The sequence below is a fragment of the Haladaptatus sp. HS23 genome (genome assembly GCF_056892285.1).
Genome location: NZ_JBXGLH010000022.1, coordinates 37301 through 60729 on the forward strand (window position 1 = coordinate 37301; position 23429 = coordinate 60729).

At 62.8% G+C, this 23429-nt stretch carries 21 protein-coding genes; 4 read left to right on the plus strand and 17 right to left on the minus strand.

Features of this window, described 5'->3' with window-relative positions:
* Positions 1–3 precede the first annotated feature (3 nt).
* The 3 genes from AC1XDK_RS28290 to AC1XDK_RS28300 form a co-directional block, all read right to left on the minus strand.
* Positions 4–273 carry a C2H2-type zinc finger protein gene (locus tag AC1XDK_RS28290; protein WP_483353363.1) on the minus strand — a complete coding sequence of 90 codons (270 nt, stop codon included), beginning with the start codon at positions 271–273 and terminating at the stop codon, positions 4–6.
* Positions 270–1640 (minus strand): hypothetical protein, encoded by a 1371-nt coding sequence (locus AC1XDK_RS28295; protein WP_483353364.1) that lies wholly within the window; start codon positions 1638–1640, stop codon positions 270–272. The genes AC1XDK_RS28290 and AC1XDK_RS28295 overlap by 4 nt, the downstream gene beginning before the upstream one ends.
* 96 nt (positions 1641–1736) lie before the next feature.
* Positions 1737–2270, minus strand: coding sequence for an Rrf2 family transcriptional regulator (locus AC1XDK_RS28300; RefSeq protein ID WP_483353365.1), 534 nt, complete (start codon positions 2268–2270; stop codon positions 1737–1739).
* Between the two features lie 148 nt (positions 2271–2418).
* On the opposite strand from AC1XDK_RS28300, the gene rocF reads away from it, so the two are divergent.
* The gene (gene rocF, locus AC1XDK_RS28305; protein ID WP_483353366.1) at positions 2419–3339 is read left to right on the plus strand and encodes an arginase; all 921 of its coding nucleotides are present in this window, start codon (positions 2419–2421) and stop codon (positions 3337–3339) included.
* A gap of 310 nt (positions 3340–3649) precedes the next feature.
* On the opposite strand, the gene gyrA is transcribed toward rocF, so the two are convergent.
* Together gyrA and gyrB are read right to left on the minus strand one after the other, a co-directional pair.
* Positions 3650–6157, minus strand: a complete 2508-nt coding sequence (gyrA, locus tag AC1XDK_RS28310; protein ID WP_483353367.1) for a DNA gyrase subunit A — start codon at positions 6155–6157, stop codon at positions 3650–3652.
* Positions 6154–8070 (minus strand): DNA topoisomerase (ATP-hydrolyzing) subunit B, encoded by a 1917-nt coding sequence (gene gyrB / locus AC1XDK_RS28315; RefSeq protein WP_483353368.1) that lies wholly within the window; start codon positions 8068–8070, stop codon positions 6154–6156. The genes gyrA and gyrB overlap by 4 nt, the downstream gene beginning before the upstream one ends.
* 394 nt (positions 8071–8464) lie before the next feature.
* On the opposite strand from gyrB, the gene AC1XDK_RS28320 reads away from it, so the two are divergent.
* From AC1XDK_RS28320 to AC1XDK_RS28330, 3 genes are all read left to right on the plus strand, one after another.
* Positions 8465–10882: a DNA topoisomerase VI subunit B gene (locus tag AC1XDK_RS28320; protein ID WP_483353369.1), complete on the plus strand. Its 2418-nt coding sequence runs from the start codon at positions 8465–8467 to the stop codon at positions 10880–10882.
* Positions 10879–11973 carry a DNA topoisomerase IV subunit A gene (locus AC1XDK_RS28325; RefSeq protein WP_483353370.1) on the plus strand — a complete coding sequence of 365 codons (1095 nt, stop codon included), beginning with the start codon at positions 10879–10881 and terminating at the stop codon, positions 11971–11973. The genes AC1XDK_RS28320 and AC1XDK_RS28325 overlap by 4 nt, the downstream gene beginning before the upstream one ends.
* Positions 11974–12066: 93 nt before the next feature.
* Positions 12067–12252, plus strand: a complete 186-nt coding sequence (locus AC1XDK_RS28330) for a hypothetical protein (protein WP_483353371.1) — start codon at positions 12067–12069, stop codon at positions 12250–12252.
* A gap of 11 nt (positions 12253–12263) precedes the next feature.
* On the opposite strand, the gene AC1XDK_RS28335 is transcribed toward AC1XDK_RS28330, so the two are convergent.
* From AC1XDK_RS28335 to AC1XDK_RS28390, 12 genes are all read right to left on the minus strand, one after another.
* Positions 12264–13112: a zinc ribbon domain-containing protein gene (locus tag AC1XDK_RS28335; RefSeq protein ID WP_483353372.1), complete on the minus strand. Its 849-nt coding sequence runs from the start codon at positions 13110–13112 to the stop codon at positions 12264–12266.
* 79 nt (positions 13113–13191) lie between these two features.
* Positions 13192–13941, minus strand: a complete 750-nt coding sequence (locus tag AC1XDK_RS28340) for an MBL fold metallo-hydrolase (RefSeq protein WP_483353373.1) — start codon at positions 13939–13941, stop codon at positions 13192–13194.
* Between the two features lie 50 nt (positions 13942–13991).
* Positions 13992–14360 carry a YkvA family protein gene (locus AC1XDK_RS28345; protein ID WP_483353374.1) on the minus strand — a complete coding sequence of 123 codons (369 nt, stop codon included), beginning with the start codon at positions 14358–14360 and terminating at the stop codon, positions 13992–13994.
* A gap of 83 nt (positions 14361–14443) precedes the next feature.
* Complete coding sequence (ligA, locus tag AC1XDK_RS28350) at positions 14444–16090, minus strand: ATP-dependent DNA ligase LigA (protein ID WP_483353375.1); 1647 nt, start codon at positions 16088–16090, stop codon at positions 14444–14446.
* 170 nt (positions 16091–16260) lie between these two features.
* On the minus strand, positions 16261–17430 hold the full coding sequence (locus AC1XDK_RS28355; RefSeq protein ID WP_483353376.1) for a tRNA sulfurtransferase: 1170 nt from the start codon (positions 17428–17430) through the stop codon (positions 16261–16263).
* A gap of 51 nt (positions 17431–17481) precedes the next feature.
* On the minus strand, positions 17482–18681 hold the full coding sequence (locus tag AC1XDK_RS28360) for a methionine adenosyltransferase (RefSeq protein WP_483353377.1): 1200 nt from the start codon (positions 18679–18681) through the stop codon (positions 17482–17484).
* A gap of 65 nt (positions 18682–18746) precedes the next feature.
* Positions 18747–19286 (minus strand): class IV adenylate cyclase, encoded by a 540-nt coding sequence (gene cyaB / locus AC1XDK_RS28365; protein ID WP_483353378.1) that lies wholly within the window; start codon positions 19284–19286, stop codon positions 18747–18749.
* 48 nt (positions 19287–19334) lie between these two features.
* Positions 19335–20267, minus strand: coding sequence for a complex I NDUFA9 subunit family protein (locus AC1XDK_RS28370; protein WP_483353379.1), 933 nt, complete (start codon positions 20265–20267; stop codon positions 19335–19337).
* A gap of 106 nt (positions 20268–20373) precedes the next feature.
* On the minus strand, positions 20374–21054 hold the full coding sequence (locus tag AC1XDK_RS28375; protein WP_483353380.1) for a phosphoglycolate phosphatase: 681 nt from the start codon (positions 21052–21054) through the stop codon (positions 20374–20376).
* Between the two features lie 24 nt (positions 21055–21078).
* Positions 21079–21525 (minus strand): arsenate-mycothiol transferase ArsC, encoded by a 447-nt coding sequence (locus AC1XDK_RS28380; RefSeq protein ID WP_483353381.1) that lies wholly within the window; start codon positions 21523–21525, stop codon positions 21079–21081.
* Positions 21526–21586: 61 nt separating this feature from the next.
* Positions 21587–22708, minus strand: a complete 1122-nt coding sequence (locus tag AC1XDK_RS28385) for a DUF7973 family transport facilitator (protein ID WP_483353382.1) — start codon at positions 22706–22708, stop codon at positions 21587–21589.
* Between the two features lies 1 nt (position 22709).
* Positions 22710–23429: FGGY family carbohydrate kinase (locus tag AC1XDK_RS28390; RefSeq protein ID WP_483353383.1), on the minus strand; the 720-nt coding region annotated here is incomplete at its 5' end.

The window sequence follows — 23429 nt, forward strand, 5'->3', positions numbered from 1 at the left end:
GAACTACGAGATGCCGATGATGGCGTAGATGAACAGGAACCCGAAGTACAGCAGGACGAGGATTCCGAGCGCCTTCAGACGGAAGTGTTTCAGTTCTCCCGTCTCCTCTTCGTACGTCTCGTAGAAGGCTGCAACCTCGTCCTCGGGGAGTTCGTCGCCGTGTTTCAACCCGCGGTGGAGTACGAGGTGCTCCTCCTCGCGGAACGGGTCGCCGCAGTAGGCACACACGTGGGGCGATTCGCCGGACGGAACGCTGTAGTCTGTCGTGGTCATGGTGGTGTGAGTACCGGTTGTGAAACTATCCACATGCTCGTCATCGTGTACAGAATCATCACCGCGACGAGCGGGTACTGGCTCCGTATCGCTTGCATTCGACTCGGAAACACGTCGTACGCCGTTGCGTGGGCCACCCAAACCGCGAGGAGGTGGCCGAGCAGGACGAACGCCATGTTGAGACCGCCGAACCACGCCGGCAGGACGAGAAACATCGCCTGCGGCGGGTCGAGCGGACTCGACAGCACTCCCAACAGGGTCGGAGACAGCGAGAGGAAGTAGCTCACGTAGTGTGCGAGGTGGTAGCCGACCGCGATAGGCAACAGCGACGGCGCGAAGCGCCGGGCGATTGCTGACGGGGTGAGATACGTGTCCGCGGTGTCGCGGGAGAGCCGCGTCGCCACCCAGTACGCGCCGAGGAACAGGCCATAGCCGCCGAGGAGTGCCGTGAGGTACGCGAGGTTCATCGGAACGCCGGCGTCGGCGACGGGTCGGGCGATATCGGACCAGAGCGGCGTGGAGACGAAGCCGTCGTAGGTCGTCACCCAGAGGATGGCGATGACGAACCCGACTTCGTCGAATCCCGTGACGAGTTTCGTCTCGGTCAGGCGTGCGCCCGGCAGTTGAAACTCGAAGCCCGACTCGGTCCGTCGGAACGGGGCGACCCGGCCGTAATACCGAAACACGCGAGCGATGGGGTCCACCGTCCCGAACCAGCGTTCCGTGCCGTAGAGCAGGATACCCCCGAGCGTGACGACGGTGTAGAGGGCGATAACGTCCGCCAGCATGTCGGGTTTGTCCGCGAGCGGGCTGATGACTTCGAGCCAAACGAGCGCGAGGAGGCCGACGACGCTCGGCCACGCTCCCAGCCGCTCGGGATAGTTCGCATCACGGGAGGGAAGGAGGTTGCCGACCGTTCGCCACGGGTTGAAGGCGGGCCACGTGTTGCCGACGACGTACACCGATATCGTGTACGCCGCCCACCAACCGACCCAGACGGCGAGGATGGCGAGGTTTTCACGGGGCGTTTGCGGACCGAACCATCCGGCCGCGACGATGGCGAGGAGGGCGAGGACGCCGATGACCTTCGTCACGAGCATGGCCCCGTCGGCCGACCGTGACGTGAACCGTTGCCACTGGTGTATCGTTCGGATGAACGACCGGTCGGTAATGAAACTTGCGAGCAGGAACGACGCGCTCACGACGCCGCCGCCCGTGAGGATGAACAACCAGAGCGGGACCGAGAGGGATTTCGACCCTCCCTGCAAGCTCGCACCGTGTGCCAGTGCGTGGCCGGAAACGGCGATGAGGAGCCACAACACGGCCACTAAGCGGGTCGAAAACCGAATCGGAGTTCGACGGTGCATCGGTGGAAGTTGGGGCGTCCGCCGATAATACTTTGCGAAAGCGAACGACGAGCGTCAGAGAGTGAAAAATAAAACGAAACGCGACTGGAGTCGATATCAGTGATTCGGCTCTTCGGTCGGTGCTTCCATCCCGTCTATTTTCAGGATGAGGATGTTCCGGGTGTCGTCCTTGCCGTCTACCGTTCCCTCGACGACGAGTTTCGAGAGTGGCGTCGGACCGACTTTCACCGAGTCGCCTTCGTGGAAGTCACGGACGGACCCTCGGAGGTGAATCTCGGCGCGGCAGAGTTCGGGGTGGTGGACGCTCGTGAGGTCGATTTCCTCGATGTTGCTCTGTTCGACCGGCTCCCCGTTGTGTTCGAGGGGAACTTCGGCGGCAGTGTCCAAGTTCTGGATATCGAGCGCTTCGAACGCCGTCGCGGTCGGTTTGTACCCGCCTTTCGGGCCGGGGACACCTTCCACGAGCTGGAGCGCTTTGAGGCTCTGCATCTGGTTTCGGATCGTTCCGGGGTTGCGGTCAACCTCTTCGGCGATGTCCTCGCCCTTGACTGCGTCCTCGGTCTCACGGTGCAAGTTTACCAATGCCGTCAGTATCGTCTCCTGACTAGGCGTCAACTCAATGCTAGACATTGGATGAATCTTGGTAATTGATTTCCTTAAATCCGCCGAATATCCCAGGAGAATCGCGGTACCTTGCCCGTCGAGACTCCTCGGTTAAATAGGATTTCATCCGGACGAAAGGGAGCGTTTGAAACCCCCTCGACCCGTCCGTTCGATCATGACGAAACCCGTCCAGATAATCGGGGCCCCCGTGGACTACGGCGCGAACCGACGTGGCGTGGACATGGGGCCATCCGCGATTCGCTACGCCGGACTGGCCGAGGAACTCGCCAATTCGGACGTAACCGCTATCGACACCGGCGACCTGACCGTCCCGCGCGCGGAGGAGCGCGACCCGGAAACCGAAGAGCCGAGGGACGGCAAGGCCAAATTCCTCCGCGAGACGGCCGACGTGTGTTCCCGCCTCGCCGACACGGTGGCGGGTGCCATCGACGACGACGCCTTCCCGCTCGTCCTCGGCGGCGACCACTCCATCGCAATGGGGACGCTCGGCGGTGCGGCCCGCGACGCCGAAATCGGGGCCATCTGGTTCGACGCACACAGCGACTTCAACACCCCGAAGACCTCGCCGAGCGGTAACGTCCACGGGATGCCGCTCGCGGGCGCGCTCGGTATCGACGACTTCGCGGACACCGACTGGGCGAACGCCCCCGGTTTGCGCGCCGAAAACGTCGTCCTCGTCGGCCTTCGGAGCGTGGACGACTCCGAAGTCGACGCCATTCGCGAGAGCGGCGTCACGACCTATACCATGTCCGACATCGACGAACACGGCATCACGGAAATCGTGGAGGAGGCCCTCGACATCGCCACCGACGGCGTGGACAGCATCCACGTCAGCTTCGACTTGGACTGGCTCGACCCCAAGGAAGCGCCCGGCGTCGGGACGCCCGTTCGTGGCGGCGTCAGCTATCGTGAGGCCCACTCCGCCCTCGAAACCGTCGCCACGCGCGACAGGGAGGAAGGCATCCTCCGGTCGCTCGAATTCGTGGAAGTGAACCCTATTTTGGACGAACACAACGAAACGGCCGCGCTCGCCACCGAACTCGCGGCGAGCGCGCTGGGGAAACGTATCCTCTAGAACCACCTTTTTATTGCGAGGGTCGCGGAGCGACCCTCGATAAAAATCTGGACCAAAAGCACTCCTCGCTCATTTCGATGGCCGACGCGCGGCGCGCGTCGGCCATCTCCATTCAGTCGTCGGCCCGGAAAATCTCCGATTTTCCGGAAGGGTGACTAGCGACTGGTGGTTGTGTCAATTTCGTCGCTTCGGTAGGTGTCCAAATTCCGATTTCGGCGAGCGCGAGAATTCCGCTGATTCGATGGTAGTGTCGACGAGCAAGCCGAACGATAAAAGAGAGAGTGAACGCGTGAAAATCGCGCCGTAACCGCTATTCGTCGGCGACCGGCGCCGATTCTTCGTCCGCCGTTTCGGCGTCGTCCGGCATCGCCTCCGCCGCTTCGGCGGGAATCACGTCCACGCTCGCCACGCGGTCGTCCTCGTTCACGTCCATCACGGTGACGCCCATCGTGTTCCGGCCGACTTCGGAGATGTCCGCCGCCCGGATTCGCATGATTTGGCCCCGCTCGCTCATCATGACGAGGTGGTCGTCGTCGATGACGGTCTTCACTTCGGTGACTGGGCCGTTCCGGTCGCCCGTCTTGATGTCGATGAGGCCCTTTCCGTTGCGAGATTGGGCACGATACTCCGTGAGTTTTGTCCGTTTTCCGTACCCGCGCCGGGTGACGGTGAGGAGGTCATCGACGTCGCCGTTCGCGGCGACCATCCCGACGACTTCGTCGTCGTCGTCCAGTCGGATACCGTGAACGCCACGGGCGTTGCGGCCCATCTCGCGGGCCTCGGTTTCGTCGAAGCGAATGGTCATCCCCTTTTTCGTGGAGATGAGGAGGTCCTTCGTACCGTCCGTCACCTTCACGTCTACGAGTTTGTCGCCGTCTTCGAGTCGCGCGGCGATGATGCCGGTCGAGAGAATGTTCTCGAAGTCCTTCGCGGCGGTTCGCTTGACGTAGCCTTGCTGGGTGACCATGCTCAGCGACTCGTCCTCCTCGAACTCGTCCGTCGTGATGACGGCGGTGATGTCCTCGTCCCGCTCCAAATCGAGGATGTTGACCGCGGATTTGCCGCGTGCCGTACGCGACATCTCGGGTATCTCGTAGGTCTTCAGGCGGTAGACCTGTCCGTGGTTCGTAAAGCAGAGGAGGTAATCGTGGGTGTTCGCGCGGAACACCTTCGAAATCTTGTCGTCCTCTTTCACGTCCGCGCCGATGATACCCTTGCCACCGCGACCCTGTGCGTCGAACCGGTCGATGGGCATGCGCTTGACGTAGTCCTGCTCGGTGACGACGACGAACACGTCCTCCTCGGCGATGAGGTCCTCGCGGGTGACCTCCGACGTGTCCTCCACGATTTTCGTCCGACGGTCGTCGGCGTACTTCTCCTTCATTTCGAGGAGTTCCTCCTCGATGACGCCGAGGAGTTCCGACTCGTCGCCGAGGATGGTTTCGAGGCGCTCGATGCGCGCCGTCACGTCCTCGTACTCGGACTCTATCTCCTCGGATTCGAGGGAGGTGAGGCTTCCGAGTTGCATCCGAACGATGTGTTCGGCCTGCTTCTCCGAGAAATCGAACGTCTCCTGCAACCCGCTTCGTGCGCCGTCCCGGTCGTCCGCGTTGCGGATGAGTTCGACCACGTCGTCGATTTCCCCGAGCGCACGCAGTCGGCCTTCGAGGATGTGTGCCCGTTCTTCCGCCTCGTCGAGTTCGAACTCGCTGCGCCGCCTGACGACGTCGCGGCGGTGGTCCAAGTAGTGCTGAAGCAGTTCCTTCAGCGTCAGGACTTTCGGTTGGCCGTTGACCAGCGCCAGTGAGATTATGCTGAAGGTTCGCTCGAGGCGATGGTTCAGCAGTTGGTTCTCGACGACCTCCGGAATCGCGTTCTGCTTGAGTTCCACCACGACGCGGATGCCGTCGCGGTCGGACTCGTCACGGAGGTCGCGGATGCCGTCGATGGTGCCGTCGTTGACGTGGTCGGCGATTCGTTGGATGAGTCGCGCCTTGTTCGTCTGGAACGGCAGTTCCGTGATGACGATTCGGTCGTCCTGCACTTCGTATTCGGCGCGGACGCGGAGGCGTCCCCGTCCGGTTTTGTACGCCTGATGGATGGCGTTCCGCCCGACGATGTTCGCGCCGGTCGGGAAGTCCGGTCCCTTGACGTGCTCCATCAGGTCCTCTATCGTCGCGTCCGGGTTGTCGATGAGTTCGACCGTCGCGTCGATGACTTCACCTAAATTGTGCGGCGGGATGTTCGTGGACATCCCGACGGCGATTCCTGACGACCCGTTGATTAGGAGGTTCGGGACCGCCGAAGGGAGGACTTCCGGTTCCTCCAATCGCCCGTCGTAGTTGGGCTTGAAGTCCACCGTGTCCATCTCGATGTCGGCGAGCATCTCCTCGGACAGCGAGTCCATCCGAGCCTCGGTGTACCGCATCGCCGCCGGCGGGTCGCCGTCCACGCTGCCGAAGTTCCCCTGTCCGTCGATGAGGGGATAACGCATGGAGAACGTCTGTGCCATCCGGGCGAGGGCGTCGTAAATCGACTGGTCGCCGTGCGGGTGGAAGTCGCCCATCGTGTCCCCGACGATGTTCGAGGATTTGCGGTGACTCGCGTTGCTGGTCACGCCCGACCGATGCATCGCGTAGAGGATGCGCTTGTGGACGGGTTTCAACCCGTCGCGCACGTCCGGGAGGGCTCGGCCCGCGATGACGGACATCGCGTAGTCGATGTAGCTCTGTTCCATCTCGTCCTCGACGCGGACGTTCCGTACCTTCTCCGCTACCTCGTCCGGGAGGTCCGGATTGTCTGGTGTGTCTGAACTCATATATCGACCCACTCCGCTTCGGTGGCGTGGTCCTGAATGAACTGCTTTCGCGGCCCGACGGCGTCACCCATCAGCACCGAGAACATCTTGTCCGCGGCCGCGGCGTCCTCGATGGTTATCTGTTTGAGGATGCGGTTTTCGGGGTTCATCGTCGTCTCCCACAACTGCTCGGGGTTCATCTCGCCTAATCCTTTGAACCGCTGGACCTGCGAGGGGTTCCCGTTGCATTTCTCTTCGATGATTTGGTCGCGTTCCTCCTCGGTCATCGCGTCGTACGTCTTGCCCCGGTAGCGAACGCGGTACAGCGGCGGTTGGGCGGCGTACACATAGCCGGCCTCCAACAGCGGTTGCATGTAGCGATAGAGGAGCGTCAGATAGAGCGTCCTGATGTGCGCTCCGTCCACGTCCGCGTCGGTCATGATGATGATTTTGTGATAGCGCGTCTCGTCGATGTCGAACTCCTCGCCGACGCCGGACCCGATGGCCGTGATGAAGTTTCGAATCTTCTCGTTCTCCAGCACGCGGTCGAGACGGTGTTTCTCGACGTTCAGAACCTTGCCGAACAGCGGCAAGATGGCTTGGAACTCGCGGTCACGGGCCTGCTTTGCGGACCCGCCCGCCGAGTCACCCTCCACTACGAACAGTTCGGACTTCTTCGGGTCGCGCGACTGACAGTCGGCGAGTTTGCCCGGCAGCGCGCTGGATTCGAGCGCGCTCTTCCGACGGGTGAGTTCTTCGGCCTTCTTCGCGGCTTTCCTGGCCTTCGCGGCCTCGACTGCCTTGCGGATGATGGCCTGTGCGGTGTCCGGGTGTTCCTCGAAGTAGACCGACAGTCCCTCGTGGACGGCGCTCTCGACGATACCCCGGACTTCGCTGTTGCCGAGTTTCGTCTTCGTCTGCCCCTCGAACTGCGGGTCGGGGTGTTTCACCGAGATGACCGCCGTCAACCCTTCGCGGATGTCCTCGCCGCGGAGGTTCTCGTCGATGTCCACCAACATGTCGTTGTCGTTCGCGTAGTCGTTGACGACGCGGGTGAGGGCGGTCTTGAACCCGGTCAGGTGCGTGCCTCCCTCGCGGGTGTTGATGTTGTTGGCGAAGGCGTGAATCGAGCCCTGCAGTTCGTCGGTGGCCTGCATCGCCACCTCGACTTGGATGTTCTCGTCCTCGTCCTCGAAGTAGATGACCTCGTTGTGGAGGGCGGTTTTCGTCTCGTTCAGGTATTCGACGAACTCACGGATACCGCCGTCGTAGCGGAACGTGTCGCCCTTCTCCTCGTCGCGCTCGTCGGCGAGCGCGATTTCGACGCCGGAATTGAGGAACGCGAGTTCGCGCAGGCGGTTTTCGAGCGTGGAGTAAGTGAAATCCGCCGTCTCGAAGATTTCCATGTCGGGCCAGAATCGCTGATACGTACCCGTTTCCTCGTCATCACGCATGTCACGGACGCGCTCCATTTCGCCGGCCGGGTCGCCGCGCTCGAACGTCTGTTTCCAGACGCCGCCGTCGCGTTTCACTTCGACGTCGAACTTCTCCGAGAGGGCGTTTACCACGGAGATGCCGACGCCGTGGAGACCCCCGGATACTTGGTAGGATTTGTTGTCGAACTTCCCACCGGCGTGGAGGACGGTTAAAATGACCTCCAGTGCGGGCATGTCGTACTCCTCGTGGCGGTCCACGGGAATCCCGCGTCCGTCGTCCGCGATGCTGACGGAGTTGTCTTCGTGAATCGTTACGTCGATAGTGTCACAGTATCCGGCCAACGCCTCGTCGATGGAGTTGTCCACCACTTCGTAGACGAGGTGATGTAACCCACGAGAGTCGGTAGAACCGATATACATTGCCGGACGTTTTCGAACGGCTTCGAGCCCTTCGAGGACCTGAATCTGCCCGGCACTATACTCATTTCCGTCGCTCATAAATTCTGATTTTTAGTAGGAAGGCACGACTGATAAAGCTCACGCACGCGCGCGCGGTGGCAATTAAAATTAGCCTCCCCTAACCCTTTCCTCCTTTTCTCCCACGGAGAGAGAAAGACAGGGCCGCTATGTCGACTTCGAATCAGCTCGCCGAACGTGAACGGCACCGCCGACAGTCCCTACCTCGTCGAAGAAGTTCCGAGACGAAAGCAACGTCGATGGCTCGACGGAGTTCGGTACGTCGCGAACGGGTCCGACGAACAGGGGTAAAACCGGGTGGAAGAATCGAGAAACGGCTTCCTCAGTCGGGAGAGTACCCATCGGCGCCACTTTCACTTTCACTCCGCCCCATCGGCGCAGTTTTAACGTCCGCGAGGATAAATACGTCCGAAGAATGCCTTCGATGCAGTCTACGCTCGGCGACGAGGGGATCGCCGAAGAGTTGGCCGAAAGCCAACGACAGATCTCCATCGCCGAGTTCTTTGAGAAGAACAAGCATATGCTCGGCTTCGACAGCGGTGCCCGGGGGTTGGTCACCGCCGTCAAGGAGGCGGTCGACAACGCCCTCGACGCCTCCGAAGAAGCCCGATTGAAACCGTTCGTCCGCGTGAAAATCGAGGAGGTCGGCGACTACTACCGACTCATCGTCGAGGACGAGGGGCCGGGAATCACCCGCGAGCAGATCCCGAAAGTGTTCGGGAAACTCCTTTACGGGTCGCGGTTCCACAAGCGCGAGCAGTCCCGCGGGCAGCAGGGTATCGGCATCTCCGCCGCCGTCCTGTACTCCCAACTGACGAGCGGGAAACCCGCGAAAATCACGAGTAAACCGAAGGGAAGCGGCGGACAACGCTACTTCGAACTCATCATCGATACCGACGAGAACGAACCCGAGATTCAGAACGAGTCCGACACGCCGCCCGTCGGCCGCGAACTCGTCGGAACGCACGGCACGCGCATCGAACTCGAAATGGAAGCGAACATGCGCGCCCGCCAGCAACTCCTCCGGTACATCAAACACACCGCCGTCGTCAACCCGCACGCGAAGATAGTCTTCGAGGAACCAGGAATGGAAGACGGCGACGAGATGGTGTTCGAACGTGCCGAGGGTGCGAGTCTCCCGGCGGAAACCGAAGAGATTCGCCCGCACCCGCACGGCGTCGAACTCGGAACGCTTCTGAAGATGCTCGGAAGCACTGATTCACACAGCATCTCCGGGTTCCTGCAGGAGGAGTTCACCCGCGTCGGCAAGAAGACGTCCGAGAATGTCATCGAGAACTTCCGCGACCGACACTTCGGCCGGGAGGCCGCGTGGCGCCCGCCGCAGACCCACGAGGAGGTCGACATCGAGTCGGCCGTCGAATCGGCCGTGGCGAACAAGGGTGCCGACGCGACTAGCGCGTTCGCGGGAACGATCGCCAAACGGGGCGGCGAGAGCGACCGAATAGCACACCACCAACTCCGTGGCGTCATCGCCGTTGCCGCCGACGAAACGGAGGACGCGTTTGGAACCTCGTTCGGCGCGACGGTACAGGAGAACGCCCTCGATGCAGCGTGGGACGCGATAACCGACGACCGCGTGACGGACCTGTACGAACTCGTAGACGACGCGACGAGCGTTCGAAAGGACGACGAGACGGTCCGCGCCCTCGCCGAACGAATCGCCGCGAAGTTCGACGGCGAGGAGGGTCACGACCGCGCGACCCAAAAGCAACTCACGGAGTACGTCAATCGCGCGGCCGACATGACCGAGGAGCGCGAGGACGCGACGATAGGCGAGACGGCCCGCGAGAACGTCGCCGAGGCCATCTGGAAATCGATGGTGACGGTGCCGGACGACGTGCCGAAAGTCCGCGACGTCGCGAGCAGTCGTGACACCGCGAGCAAACTCCTCGACGCGATGACGGAGACGGACATCATCTCGCCGCCGACCAACTGCCTGTCGCCCATCACCGCGGACCTCGTGGAGGCCGGACTCCGTAAGGAGTACGACGCGGACTTCTACGCGGCGGCGACCCGCGACGCGGACGTTCACGGCGGCGACCCGTTCATCGTGGAGGCCGGAATCGCCTACGGCGGCGACCTACAGGCCGAGGGGTCGGCCGAACTCCTCCGCTTTGCGAACCGCGTGCCGTTGGTTTACCAGCGCGGTGCCTGTGCGACGACGGACGTAGTGAAGTCCATCGGCTGGCGCAACTACAACCTCGACCAACCCGGCGGCCGCGGCGTGCCGAACGGACCGGTCGTCATCATGATTCACGTGGCGTCCACGAACGTCCCGTTCACGAGTGAATCCAAGGACGCGATTGCGAACGTCCCCGCCATCGAGGACGAAATCGAGTTGGCGATTCGGGAGGCGGCCCGCGAACTCAAATCGTACCTCAACAAGCGTCAGTCACTCAAGAAACGCCAGAAGAAACAGAACGTCATCGCCACCATCCTGCCCGAGATGGCCGAAAAGCTCTCGTCCGTGACTGGACAGGAGGAACTGGAAATCGGCGACTCGCTGGCGCGTATCATGAACAACGTACTGGTCGAACGCGAAGTCGAAGAGGACACGGTGACGCTCATCGTGGAGAACCACGGGTCGACCAACGAATCGCCGAAACTGACCGAAATCGTAGCGACGGAACCCCGGAACCTCTCGGACGGCGCGACAGCCGTCGAGATGGACGGCGAATGGTTCGTGACGTGGGAGCCAACCGTGGAAAGCGGCGATGAGTCCGTCCTCGAATACACCGTCGCGGAAGACGTATCGTTCGACGCCGTAACGGTCGAAGGAATCGAAGACGAGCGACTGACCAACAACACATGAGCCCGGATAACGACAACGCAGAAGCCCAAGCGAAACTCATCGACCTCGCCGCGGAGTTCTACGACCAGTTCGCGGGCGGGCAGATACCGGAGATGTCCATCCCGACCCGGACGAAGAGCAACATCGAGTACGACGAGGACGCGAACGTCTGGGTGTACGGCGACAGGAAAAGCACCCGGAGCGCGAACAGCGTTCGGGGAGCCAGAAAGCTACTGAAAGCGGTGTACACCATCGATTTCCTCGCGAACCAGTTGGAGGAAGACCGCTCCTCGACCCTTCGTGAGTTGTACTACCTCTCCGAGTCGTGGGACGCGGACGAAGCGCAGTTTTCCACCCAAGACGAGTCGAACCAGTTGATAGAGGACCTGGAAATCGTCTCGGACGTGACCCGCGAGGACTTCCACATGCGACCCGAGGAGTCCGGCGCGAAGGTGATGGGTCCGCTGCTCCTCCGGGAGCAGACCAATCGAGGCGACCGGGAGATTCACTGTCAGGACGACGTGGGACAGGGCGGCTACCAGATTCCGAACAATCCCGACACCATCGAGTTCCTCGACCACGACGCGGACTTCGTCCTGTGTGTGGAAACCGGTGGGATGCGCGATCGACTCGTCGAGAACGGGTTCGACGAGGAGTACAACACCATCATCGTCCACCTCGGCGGCCAACCGGCACGAGCGACCCGCCGCCTGACCAAGCGCCTGCACGAGGAGTTGGACCTGCCGGTCACGGTCTTCACCGACGGTGACCCGTGGAGTTACCGCATCTACGGGTCCGTCGCCTACGGGTCCATCAAGAGCGCGCACCTGAGCGACTACCTCGCCACGCCCGAGGCGAAGTTCATCGGCATCCAACCGAAGGACATCGTGGAGTACGACCTGCCGACCGACCCGCTGAGCGATTCGGACAAGAACGCGCTCGAAAGCGAACTCGAAGACCCGCGCTACCAGACCGACTACTGGCGGGAACAGATAGAGCTCCAACTCGACATCGAGAAGAAGTCCGAACAGCAGGCACTCGCCTCACACGGTCTCGACTTCGTGACCGACACCTATCTCCCGGAGCGCCTCTCGGACATGGGTATCATCTGAACCGGTATTCGTTTCTCCGAGTTTCCGGGCAAGACGGTTATTTCCCGCAAGTAGTAGATAGTCTCATCACGGGTGGGTGCGTACGAAAGTAGTATGCCGAATTGGCTGAACCTGAAACTGACGGGTGTCGGCGCGATGATTTGCGGGTTGGTCTGGGTGTTGACAACCTATTCGGTGCGCGTTTCGAACCCGTTTTTAGCTCAACTCGCGGGCGTGGCGGGCGTCTGTCTCGCCATCCTCGCGGTTGCCGACGCGCTGAACGGTGGCCTGACGGATTGAATCCTCGCCTTTCAGACGAACTCGGTTTCGCCGGTCCCGGCCGAGTCGGATTCGAATCCGATGCTCTCGGCGGGGAAATCCCCGCGAGCGCACGACCGACAGTAGTGATTGTCGCCTTCGTTGAGGGTCTTCACCGGAATTCCGGCAACGTATTTTCGTTCGTGGTAGGTTCGCTTCACGCCGTTGCCGACCGGTTCGGCACAGACGGAACAGGGCGCGCCCGGTTCGAAGACCGTCTTTTCGTCCGTCGAACGGACTCGGCCGAACGTCGTGGGGGATTTAAATCCCGGCACGAACTGCGGGGTGAGTGTGAGAGACAACAGTCCCAGCAGGAGGAACACGCTCCCGAAAACCATCCCTGCTCCGCCCCATCCGGACAGGAGGAGGAACAGCGCGAACAAGACGGCGAAGGCACCGAAGACGGAACTCACGGCGAACCCGAGGGCGCTCTTGGCCGTCCAATCCGAGGACACCCCGTCGTCGTTGAGATACTCCTCGGAACCGTCCGCGCGCAGTTCGATTCGCTCCGCGCCCGGCGAGTAGCAGTACCACGCGTAGAGCAGGTTGCCGACGCCGCTCGTCGTCATGAGCAGGAGAACGTGGAGAGGAATCGATCCGAACCCGCGATTTATCATCACCACGCGGTCGCCGTAATCGTGTTTCACGTCCCATCCTTCGACCGTGAGGTCTTCCACGCGGCGGCGAAATCCGAGGTCCTGTGGATGGTGGTCGTTGACGAAACGGCTACTACCGCTTTCTCCCGGTCCGACTGCACGACCGCACCGCGAACAGAACGAATCGTTAGGGGAGAGCGCCGAACCGCACTGCGAACAGAAGTTGGAGGAGCCGTGGGGACGCATGCGTGAACAATCTCGTCCTCACCTCAAGAAGATTGTGTTGAAGTGAAGAGTCCGGTCGAGTGAAGAAATATTCCCGCGTTCAGTTTTCGTCCAACGTGACCGCGATATCCCTGTTCTCGACGTCCTCCGCGAACGCCGTCGAATCCGCTTCGAGCGCCGCGAACGTGTTGTAGTGAATCGGCATCACGAGGTCCGGGTCGAGGTCCGTGGCCAGCGCGGCCGCACTATGTCTATCCATGGTGAAACTGCGGCCGATGGGCGGAAGGAACAGCGACACGTCGAGCGCCCGGTGGCCGTCCAAGGCGTCCGAGTCGCCCGGCCAGAAGGCCGTCGTTCCGTCGAGCGACAGCAGGTAGCCGACGCCGAACCCCTTGGGGTGGTGCGGTTCGCCGTTTTCCCCGCAGTTCGGGCCGTTCTCCTCGTTGTACGCCGGAATCGACCACGCTTCGCAGTCCCCAACCGTCAGGTGGTCCTCCTCGCCGATTTCCACCACGTCGTAGGGGAGTTCGCCGGGCGGCGTTACGTCCCGGTCGATTTCGTCCGCGTCCACGCCCTCGTACACGACGATTGTGGCGTCCTCGCTCGCGACGCGCTCGATACCGTCCGAATCGTAGTGGTGATTGTGGGTGACGAACACCGCGTCCCCGTCCTCCGCCCGGTAGTCGACGGGTTCCGGGTGGCCGACGTCCGGGGTGTCCGGTTCCCACTCGCCGGTCAAAACGCCGTACCGTCCGGGGTCGACGTACGCGACGAAGCCGTCCTCGGTTTCGAAGCGAACGGTCGCGTAGCCGAACCAATCCACCGTCATGCCGTTGTGTCGAACCGTCATACGTTTCCATAGGGTCGGTTTCGAGCAAAAACGTTCGGGAAGCGGTCGAATTAGGAAAGGACGTACCAAACGAGGAGTCCCACCGCGACCCAGCACAGGAAGATAAGGAGGGCGATTCCCCAACCGACTGCTCCGTCGTCGACGTCACGATTTTTGGCCTGCTCGCGAGCGTCGACCATCACCACCTCTGGAATCCCGCGCCGAGCGAGATACACGCCGAGCGGGATGAACACCACGTCGTCGGCATAGCCGAGAACGGGGATGAAGTCGGGAATCGGGTCGATAGGACTGACCGCGAGGCCGACGGTCACGAGGACGATGGCCTTCGAATACCACGGCGTCCGCGGGTCACGACCCGCAATCGCCAACGCCGTGACTTCGTGTCTGAGGTCCCGCGCCCGCTCGCGCCAGTTCGGCATCGTTCACGTCGTCGTGACGGGTGAAAGTAATCATTCCGCCTGTGACAGTGAGACGAACGGACGCGTCGTCGGGGTTCGGCCGGTTACTGCATCTCCGCCAGTCGCTCGATTCGTTCCAACGAATCCGCGGCATCCGGTGTCTTGTCGTCGCGCACGCCGAGGAATCGCGGGAATCGAAGAGCAAACCCGGACGAGTAGGTCGGCGATTGCTGTATCTCTTCGTACCCCACCTCGAAGACGATTTCCGGCGAGAGTTCGACGGTTTGGCCGTCCTGTGTGGCGATATGGGGTTCGAGGAGTTCCGTCAACTCCGCCAACTCCTCGTCGGTGATGCCCGTCGCCACCTTGCCGAGGGTTTCGAACCCGCCGTCCTCGGTCCGCGCGGAGAGGAGGAACGTGCCGAGGAAACTCGCACGTCTTCCTTCGCCCCATTCCGCACCCGTAACCACGAGGTCTACCGTCTCCACGTCGGGTTTCCGCTTCCGCCAGTTCTTCCCGCGCCGCCCCGGCGAGTACGTCGAGCCAGGGCGTTTGAGCATGATTCCTTCGTGGCCCGCGTCGAGCGCGCTCGCCTCCATGTCGGCGATTTCCCCTTCGTCGCCCGTGACGGTGAGCGACGAGACGCCGCCGGAGAGGATTTCCTGAAGTCTATCGTGGCGTTCCGTGAGCGGTGCGGTCAGCAAGTCCTCGCCGTCGGCGTGTAAACAATCGAACGCACGGAGTTCCACCGCGACTTCCTCCCGGGCACGCGCCACGTCGTGTTTGCGGCGGAACCGTCGGAGGACCTCCTGAAACGGCAGGGGTTCCCCGCCGTCCATCGCCACGACTTCGCCGTCGACGATGGCCGGGACGGAGAGGTTCGCCTCGGCGTACTCGGCGATTTCCGGCAGCGGGTCCGTCACCTCCTCCATGTTCCGCGAGAAGATTCGGACGTCCTCGCCGTCGTAGTGCAGTTGCACCCGCGCACCGTCGAACTTCCACTCGACGCCCGCCTCTTCCCAGTCCTCCAGCGCACCCGTGACGGTGCCCGCTTGCGCCAGCATCGCCTGTACCGGCCTGCCAACTTCGAGTTGCAGGTCGTCCAACCCCGCTTCTCCTTCGTCTCGGGCCACCCGGGCGACCCGCCCGTAATCGTTCGACACCTGCAAGGCCCGCTGGACCGACTCGACCGGAACGTCGAACGCCGCCGCGATGGCGTCACGAACCGTCCCCTCGCCGACGCCGATTCGCATCTCCGAGAGGACGAGGCGGGCCAGATACCGCGCTTCCCGCGATTCGGTGCGGTTGAACAGTCCGAAGAGGATGTCGATTTTCGTGTCCTGACTCCCCGACCCTTCGACGTTCGCCAAGTCGTCGAGTTCCGCTGCGACGTCCGCGACGGTCAACTCGTCCCGGCCGCCGCCAAAGGCGGCGAGTCCTTGCTGTCCCCCGAACTCGTAACTCGCCGCGACCGCGCCGATATCGCCCATCTCGGCCAGACGGTCCTCCACATCGTCCGCGGAGACGTTCTGCCCCGCGGCGCGGGCGATGGCGGTGTAACACAGGTTCGGCCCGATGTCGAGGGTCGTGGAGTCCCACGCGGGAAACACGCGCCCCTGAACGAACCGGGCCAACACTTCGAGGTCGTCGTTCGCCGACGAGAGGAGGTCGGTGACGGCGTCGATGATGTCGCTATCCGCGCTCAACTCCTCGATTTCCGCGGCCGTATCGGCGAACTCCCCGAACTCCATTATCGGGCGTAACCGTCGACCGGAGTTAAGCCTACGGCTTTCGATTTCTGGGGTCTCTGCGGCCAGCAAGGGTGAAATTGATTTTCCGTCGAATTCTCGGAAACGAATCACACACGAACCGAACACGAACCAGCGGGAATCGCACACGAACCGCGTTCGAATTCCGTCGCTCAGAGTTCGACGATTTCGACGTTTTCGGCGGCCTCCTTTGCGAGTTCGAACAGCCCATCGGGTTCGGCGTTCCGGGCGATTTCGTGGGTCGCGTTCGTCTCGGGGTAGTCGGGTGCGAGGCGGTTACAACCCGCCGGAATCGTGGACTCGGTGTAGGTGTCGATGCGACGGGCGCGGGCCACGATGTCGCTCTTGTCCATCGTGAGGAGCGGACGGTGAATTGGCATGCTCGTTGCGGTGCTCACGACGCCCAAGTTGCGGGCTGTCTGGCTTGATTTCTGTCCGATTGCCTCACCGGTGACGATACCGTGGGCGGACTCCTCGCGGGCGACGTGTTCGGCGACGCGGTACATGAACCGCCGGAAGACGAGCATTCGGGCCGGTCCGACCTCCTCGCCGAGCAGGTTCATCGCCTCGCCCGCCGGAACCTTTCGAACGCGCATGTCCCGGTCGGGGGCGTACTTCGCCAGTTTTCGAACCGTCTCGATGGCCCGGGCTTGGTGGTCGATGCCGCCGTAATCGCCGAGGTCGAGGTAGACCGGAATGACGGGACTGCCGCGCTTCATGACCTCCCACGTGGCGACGGGCGAGTCGATGCCGCCGCTGACGAGCGAGACGAGTTTCGTCTGCGTACCGAGCGGAAGTCCGCCCGGTCCGTCTCGCTTTTCGAGGAAGACGAAGGCGTCGTTGTCGCGCACTTCGACGGAGAAGGTGATGTCGGGGTCGTCCAAATCGACTTCCGGGTTCTCGACGGCGTTCCAGACGGCGGTTCCGCCCTCGCGTTCGAGTTCTGCGCTGGTGAACGGGTGGTCCTTCGAGGAGCGCCGGGCGCGCACGGCGAACGTCCCCCCGTGGTAGTGTTCCCGGGCGGCGTCGGCTAACGCCCCCTCGATGACGGGGCGTTCCGGCGAGACGACGGAGACCGGGCTGGCGGACTGCACGCCGAAGGTGTCGGCCGCCGCAATCGTCGCTTCTTCGACGTTCTCCCCGTTCGCGTGGACGAGGAGGCGCGACCAGCGGCGTTCGACCTCGGCGTCGATATCACGGTCCGCGAGTATCGCGGCGATGTTGTCCCGGAGGCGTCGTTCCATCTCGGTCTGCACTTTCCCACTCTTCACGCCCACGTCACCGTGCCGGACGAGGACGGTATCGGCTCCCGACGGATGCATAGCCGGGCATAACAGTGGCCGGGATAAACGACTGTCGAACGCGCCCGAGGGTTAGAACGTCGTCACGTCGCCGTCGATTGCGCGCTTCGTGATGGTCGATACGTCCGCCAATTCCTCGTCCACGAGTTCGACGATGTCGGCTTCGATGTCGCTCAGTTCGACGCCCTCCTCGGTGACGACGTGTGCGTCCGCGACGTGCGGTTCGTCGATGGGGCGACCGATCTGCGAGAGGAGGCGAACCCGCATGTCGCGGATGCCGTCCACTTCGGCGACGACGGTTTCGGCGATTTCCGTGCTCAGCAGGTTGTAAATCTTCCCGATGTGGTTGACGGGGTTCTTTCCGCTGGTGGCTTCCATGCTCATCGAACGGTTCGGCGTGATGAGGCCGTTCGCCCGGTTGCCGCGGCCCACCGACCCGTCGTCGCCCATCTCGGCGCTGGTGCCGGTCGTGGTCAGGTAGATGCTCTCGTCGTCGTCGGCGGTGTTGACGTAGACGTTCACCTCGCGGTCCGTGTACTCGCTCGCCACCTGATGAACGTAGTCGCGCACCGCTTCGACCATCGCGTCGTAGTCATCTCGGCTCTCGACGTATTTATCGACCATCGCTGCGGCGACGGTCACGTCGATGGTGTCGCGTTCGCGTTTGCCCATGATCTTTACGTCCGGGCCGAGCGCGGGGTGGTCCGCGGCGAACTCGCCGTTGAGTCGATGTTCCGCGTTCAACACGATTTCTTCCGTTTCCGAGAGCGGTGCGTGGCCGACGCCGAAACTCGTGTCGTTCGCCATCGGAACCGTCGCGCCCTCCTCGGAGAACACGTCCTGCAGGTCGCCGCTTCCCTCGCCGAGTTTCACGTCGATGATGACGTCCTGTCCCACGTCGAGTTCCGGGATGTTCTCGTTGAGGTACTCGCGGGCGGCGTCGAGTGCGACGGTGTCGGTCGGGATTTTCGTTCCCTCGTACTCCTTGGTCGCTCGGCCGACGAGGAGGATGTAGATGGGTTCGACGAGTTCGCCGCCGCCGAACTTCGGGTTCGAACTACCGGCGACGAGTTGCGTCTCGTCCGTGTTGTAGTGAAGGACTTTCCCCACACGGTCGAGATATAGCTGCGAGAGTTCGCTAGAGACCGCTTCCGCGATACCGTCACAGATAGAGTCGGGGTGGCCGATTCCCTTCCGCTCCACGATTTCGATGTCCTGGTCTTCGACCGCCCGACGGTCGATCGGTTCGACCTGAATGTTCCGCTCAGTCATTATCTCGGGTTAGCAGTCACGGATTCTATAACTTGCGGAAACGCTTTCGCCCCCGATTATTACTATTACTCATCTTCGAGTAGTAATCCGAGATACGAGGTCCGTATCTGGTCGTTCGGGTTCAAGCCGAGTTCCGAGAGGACGTCGTAGGCACCGATACGGGCGCGTTCGACGTCCGCCTCGTCCGCCTCCGTTTCGACTTCGACGAATTCGCCGAGTCCCGCCACGGCATCCAAGGTGACGACGTAGCCGTCGAGTTCGTAGCGTTCGCGCTCCTTGTTCACCGTCGCCGCCGCCTCGAATCCGAGCGCGGAGAGGAGTTGGTCCACGGTTTCCCCGTCGCCGACGACGGTTTCGTGTTCCTTTCGCGTCTTCGACTCCTGTTCGACTAACGGGCCTTTGTAGGTCACGACTTCCTCGGCGTCGTCGTCGTCGGATTCGCGGCGAATGCGAAGCGCTTCGTCCGTTTCCGCGAAGTCGCGGTGGGGCGCGTCGTAGTAGAAATCCTCCTGTGTCACCGTCCCGAGCGACCGGGCGTCGAGTTCGTGAAGGCGTTCCCGGACCGCTTCGTGGTCGGCCCGTACCTTCACTTCGACTTCGTACATACTCGGGGGAAGGAGAGCGGGAGTCAAAAACACACCGTGTCCGCGGAGTCAGGCCGCCCGTGTCGCCGTTTTGCCGCTCTCTGCCCCGCCCGCACCGTCCGAGACGTCGAGGTAGTCGGCGAGGGTACACAACTCCTCGGGCGTTCGGTCGAACGTCCGAACGTCGTTGTCCGCAACCGTGTTGTCGAACTTCAAGGAGCGGTATTGGTCCGCGCCCATCGGGACGAACGGAATCGCACCCGCAATCGTCAACCCGATTCCGGCGAGGGGCATCGGAATCGGGAGGACGGCGACCGACTTCCCGTCCGCTCGGTAGGCGAGTTTCGCCACGTCGGCGAGCGTGAGGACCTCGGGACCGCCGAGGTCGTAGGCGTGCCCGAGGTGCGAATCGTCCTCCACGCAGTCCGCCAACATCGGCGCGAGGTCGCCGACCCAAATCGGTTGGAATCGAGTTTTTCCGCCACCCGGAAGTCCCGTCACGTACGGCGTGGTGAGAACCTTCGTGAACGAGACGAATTCGCCGCCGTCACCGAAGACGACCGACGGTCGGACGATGACCCACTCCAGCGACGACTCGCGGACGACGTTCTCGGCCTCCCCCTTCGCTCGAATGTAAGCGGTCGACCCGTCCGGGTCTGCCCCAAGCGCGCTCATCTGGACGAGTTTCGGGACGCCGTGTTCTTCCGCCGCCCGGACAACGTTCTCCGTCCCGCCGAGGTGGACCTCCTCGTGACTCGTCCCGTTAGGCGGTTTGAACAGCGGCGAGAGCGCGACGAGGTTGACCACGGCGTCCCGTCTCGAAAACGCGCCCTCGATGCTCTCGTAGTCGGTCACGTCGCCCGAAACCGTCTCGACGCCGCTCGGGAAATCGGCGGCCGACGGCGACCGTGAAAGCACCGCCACGTCGTGTCCCCGTCCGTGCAGTTCTTCCGTGAGCGCCGTCCCGACGAACCCGCTCCCGCCGACGATGAGTACTCGCATACCCGTTCTTGGTGCGTCACGGACTTGACGACACCCCCTGACGTGTTCGCCATGGGTCGTCGTGGATGATGGAGCGGCCGTATTGGCACGCCGCTTTCCCGTCGTCTCACTCGGTCGGCCACTCGCGTATCTCCTCCATAATCGAAATCGTCCCGTCCGAGTACGACCCCTCGATGACCGTTTCGGCGGCGCGTTTCGCCTTCTCGTCGGCGTTCGCCACTGCGTAGCTCTCGCCGACGACGCCGAAGGTGGAGACGTCGTTTTCCGAATCTCCGATGGCGACGAACTCCTCGGTATCGCGTCCGAGCAGTTCCGCGACGGATTTGATGCCCATGCCCTTGCTGACCCCGGACGATTTGACGTGATAGGCGAAGCCGGTGTCCACGATTTCCTGTCCGTACTCGCTCGCGAGTTCCGAAAGGGGGCCGAGCGGTTGGTCGCGTTGAACGGCGATCTCCGTCTCGCGCCAGCGGTTGGTCAGGTCGCTCTTCCCCCATCCGAGTTCGTAGCCCGCCTCCTCGTACGCTTCCGCGACGCGCCGGGCGGCATCCCCGTCCCCGTTTCGTGTGATTTCGTCGTTCACGAGGACGACGCCCCCGTTCTCGGCGATGACGACCTCCGGAATTTGGAGGAAGTGACAGAGTGCGACGGGGTAGGGAAACGCCTTCCCGGTGGCGATGACGACGGGAGCGTCCCACTGCGGCAGGAGGTCGAAAAATCGCGGGTCGATGGAGTCGTCCGGGCGGGTCATCGTGCCGTCGATATCGAGAACGAGGGGTGGAACCATGCCGGGGATTCGACTGTTCGGCACTTAGTTTCGGCGTTCGGGTGGGTCCCGCCGCCCGCCCCCGATTTCGTCGAACAGCGACCCGACGCGCTCGCGGATTTCGTCCCGAATTTCTCGGACCACCGCGACGTCGGTTCCGTCGGGGTCGTCGAGGTCCCAATCGCGGTTTTCGCCCGCCCAGGTCGCCGGGCACACGTCCTTCGCCGAACAACCCATCGTGATTACGTAGTCACACGCCTGTAACTCCTCGAACGTGACCTCTCGCGGCGTTCGGTCCGCGACGTCGAACCCGCACTCAGCCATCGACTCGACCACCGACTCGTGGACGTGTTCGGCCGGGTCGGTGCCGCCGGTGACGAGTTCGACATCGACGTCTCGCGTTTCGAGTTCGCGCTCCGCGAACGCCGTCGCCATCTGGCTTCGACCGGCGTTTTGCACACAAACGAAGGCGACGCGGGCTGGTTCGCTCATCGGCGGACGATTCGCGGAAAAGGGGAAGTACGTTTCGAAAGTTCGAAAATCGAAATCCAAATCAGAACGCCGGAACCCACGCGCTCTGCGGGAAGACGCCGAGCATGGCGCACACCGCGACGAGGAAGGTTCCGAAGACGATGGTCGCCGCGGGCGGGTCCATGTGCGTGTCGGCGTGGGAGTAGAAGACGCGCTGGAACGCCTCGCCGAACAAGCCGCAGACGAGGCCGAAGACCGCACCCACGGCGAGCGCGGTCAAGAGCGGAATCTCTGCCTGAATCGCGGCCGGTGAGGCCGTCGAGATGTTCATGCTCGCCGGGGCGAGCGCCAACGCGGCGGTACTCGCCGGGAGACTCATGTGGTGGGTGACGGGCATCTTCTCGACGCCGCAGTTGAGGAAGACGAGGCTGGCCGCGCTGATACCGAACGCGAGGAAGGGGCTTCCGGTCGCGTAGGCCGTGTACGCGCCGAGAATTCCGACGACGAGACCGAGCGTGGCAACGTTCACCCACTTGTACTGGTGGGGAAGCCACGGTTCGACGAGGAACCGGCCGCTCGCCGTCCCGCCGTCGGCTTTTGCGGACCCGCCGTCCGCCGTCGCCGGTTCGCCGATGATGCGGCGTTCCTCGGACTCGAACGGGGACATGTTCAACAGACCCTGTTTGGCGTTGCCGATGATGCTGTAGCCGAACGCGAGTCGGTGGAGCACGGCTGAGAGGACGACGCCCATCGCGATGGGGTCGTAGGGCATCCCGTAAATCGAGGACAACTGCGTGAACCAGTAGCCGAAGATGCCGAAGACGCCGCCGACGACGAGTACGTCGGGTTTCGTCCCCTGCGCGAAGGCGATGTTCTTCGCCTCGTGGAAGTCGAAGCCGGTTTCCATGTAGCCACGCTTGGCGGCGTATGCGGCCGCCGCCGCTCCCGCGGCGAAACTGATGGCGGGCGAGAACACGGGACCGAACGCGATGGAGCCCGTGATTCCCAACGCACCGAGTTCACTCGCTTTCCCGACCCCGGCGGCGGCGAAGTAGCGCCCCACGATGTTCGCGGCCTCACCGGCGATGACCATGAAGCCGGTGAAGATGAACGCCGGGAGCGCGCCGACCGCCGCAGCGAACGCGCCGCCCGCGAAGGCGGCGACGAGCATCTCGATGGCCCAGAGCGATTCGAGGTTCGGCATCTCAAGCACCACCCTCGTTGGCCCAGTCGAGCGACCGTTCCACGGCGTCCTCCCAGCGGCCGTACTTCGTGTCGGCCTCGTCGCTTCCCATGGTCACCTCGAACTCACGGTCAACCTGCCAGTTGTCTCGAAGTTCGTCCACGGTTTCCCAATAGCCGACGGCGAGACCGGCGGCGTAGGCCGACCCGAGCGCCGTCGTCTCGTCCACGACGGGACGCACGATGCCCGTCCCGAGGATGTCGGACTGCAACTGACAGAGGAAGTTGTTCTTCACCGCCCCGCCGTCGACCCGGAGGGACTCGACTTCGATGCCGCTGTCGGCCTCCATCGCTTCGGCCACGTCGCGAGTCTGGTAGGCGATGGATTCGAGCGTCGCCCGAACGACGTGTTCCTTTCGCGTTCCGCGGGTCATTCCGACGAGGGTACCCCGAGCGCGCTGGTTCCAGTGGGGTGCACCGAGGCCCGTAAAGGCGGGCACCATGTACACGCCGTCCGTCGAATCGACGCTTCTGGCGAGGTTCTCGGTCTTCGCCGCGTCGTCGATGAGGTCCATGTCCACGAGCCATTCGATGGCCGCGCCGGTGACGAAGATGGACCCTTCGAGCGCGTACTGTACGGGTTCACCTGAACGCTGGAATCCGACCGTCGTGAGGAGGCCGTGTTCGCTTTCGACGGCCTCGTTGCCCGTGTTCAGGAGGAAGAAACTTCCCGTCCCGTAGGT

Bases quoted from the DNA above. Each gene is read 5' to 3' on its own strand.
- AC1XDK_RS28290 (WP_483353363.1), bottom strand. From the start codon at position 273: ATGACCACGACAGACTACAGCGTTCCGTCCGGCGAATCGCCCCACGTG.
- AC1XDK_RS28295 (WP_483353364.1), bottom strand. From the start codon at position 1,640: ATGCACCGTCGAACTCCGATTCGGTTTTCGACCCGCTTAGTGGCCGTG.
- AC1XDK_RS28300 (WP_483353365.1), bottom strand. From the start codon at position 2,270: ATGTCTAGCATTGAGTTGACGCCTAGTCAGGAGACGATACTGACGGCA.
- rocF (WP_483353366.1), top strand. From the start codon at position 2,419: ATGACGAAACCCGTCCAGATAATCGGGGCCCCCGTGGACTACGGCGCG.
- gyrA (WP_483353367.1), bottom strand. From the start codon at position 6,157: ATGAGTTCAGACACACCAGACAATCCGGACCTCCCGGACGAGGTAGCG.
- gyrB (WP_483353368.1), bottom strand. From the start codon at position 8,070: ATGAGCGACGGAAATGAGTATAGTGCCGGGCAGATTCAGGTCCTCGAA.
- AC1XDK_RS28320 (WP_483353369.1), top strand. From the start codon at position 8,465: ATGCCTTCGATGCAGTCTACGCTCGGCGACGAGGGGATCGCCGAAGAG.
- AC1XDK_RS28325 (WP_483353370.1), top strand. From the start codon at position 10,879: ATGAGCCCGGATAACGACAACGCAGAAGCCCAAGCGAAACTCATCGAC.
- AC1XDK_RS28330 (WP_483353371.1), top strand. From the start codon at position 12,067: ATGCCGAATTGGCTGAACCTGAAACTGACGGGTGTCGGCGCGATGATT.
- AC1XDK_RS28335 (WP_483353372.1), bottom strand. From the start codon at position 13,112: ATGCGTCCCCACGGCTCCTCCAACTTCTGTTCGCAGTGCGGTTCGGCG.
- AC1XDK_RS28340 (WP_483353373.1), bottom strand. From the start codon at position 13,941: ATGACGGTTCGACACAACGGCATGACGGTGGATTGGTTCGGCTACGCG.
- AC1XDK_RS28345 (WP_483353374.1), bottom strand. From the start codon at position 14,360: ATGCCGAACTGGCGCGAGCGGGCGCGGGACCTCAGACACGAAGTCACG.
- ligA (WP_483353375.1), bottom strand. From the start codon at position 16,090: ATGGAGTTCGGGGAGTTCGCCGATACGGCCGCGGAAATCGAGGAGTTG.
- AC1XDK_RS28355 (WP_483353376.1), bottom strand. From the start codon at position 17,430: ATGCATCCGTCGGGAGCCGATACCGTCCTCGTCCGGCACGGTGACGTG.
- AC1XDK_RS28360 (WP_483353377.1), bottom strand. From the start codon at position 18,681: ATGACTGAGCGGAACATTCAGGTCGAACCGATCGACCGTCGGGCGGTC.
- cyaB (WP_483353378.1), bottom strand. From the start codon at position 19,286: ATGTACGAAGTCGAAGTGAAGGTACGGGCCGACCACGAAGCGGTCCGG.
- AC1XDK_RS28370 (WP_483353379.1), bottom strand. From the start codon at position 20,267: ATGCGAGTACTCATCGTCGGCGGGAGCGGGTTCGTCGGGACGGCGCTC.
- AC1XDK_RS28375 (WP_483353380.1), bottom strand. From the start codon at position 21,054: ATGGTTCCACCCCTCGTTCTCGATATCGACGGCACGATGACCCGCCCG.
- AC1XDK_RS28380 (WP_483353381.1), bottom strand. From the start codon at position 21,525: ATGAGCGAACCAGCCCGCGTCGCCTTCGTTTGTGTGCAAAACGCCGGT.
- AC1XDK_RS28385 (WP_483353382.1), bottom strand. From the start codon at position 22,708: ATGCCGAACCTCGAATCGCTCTGGGCCATCGAGATGCTCGTCGCCGCC.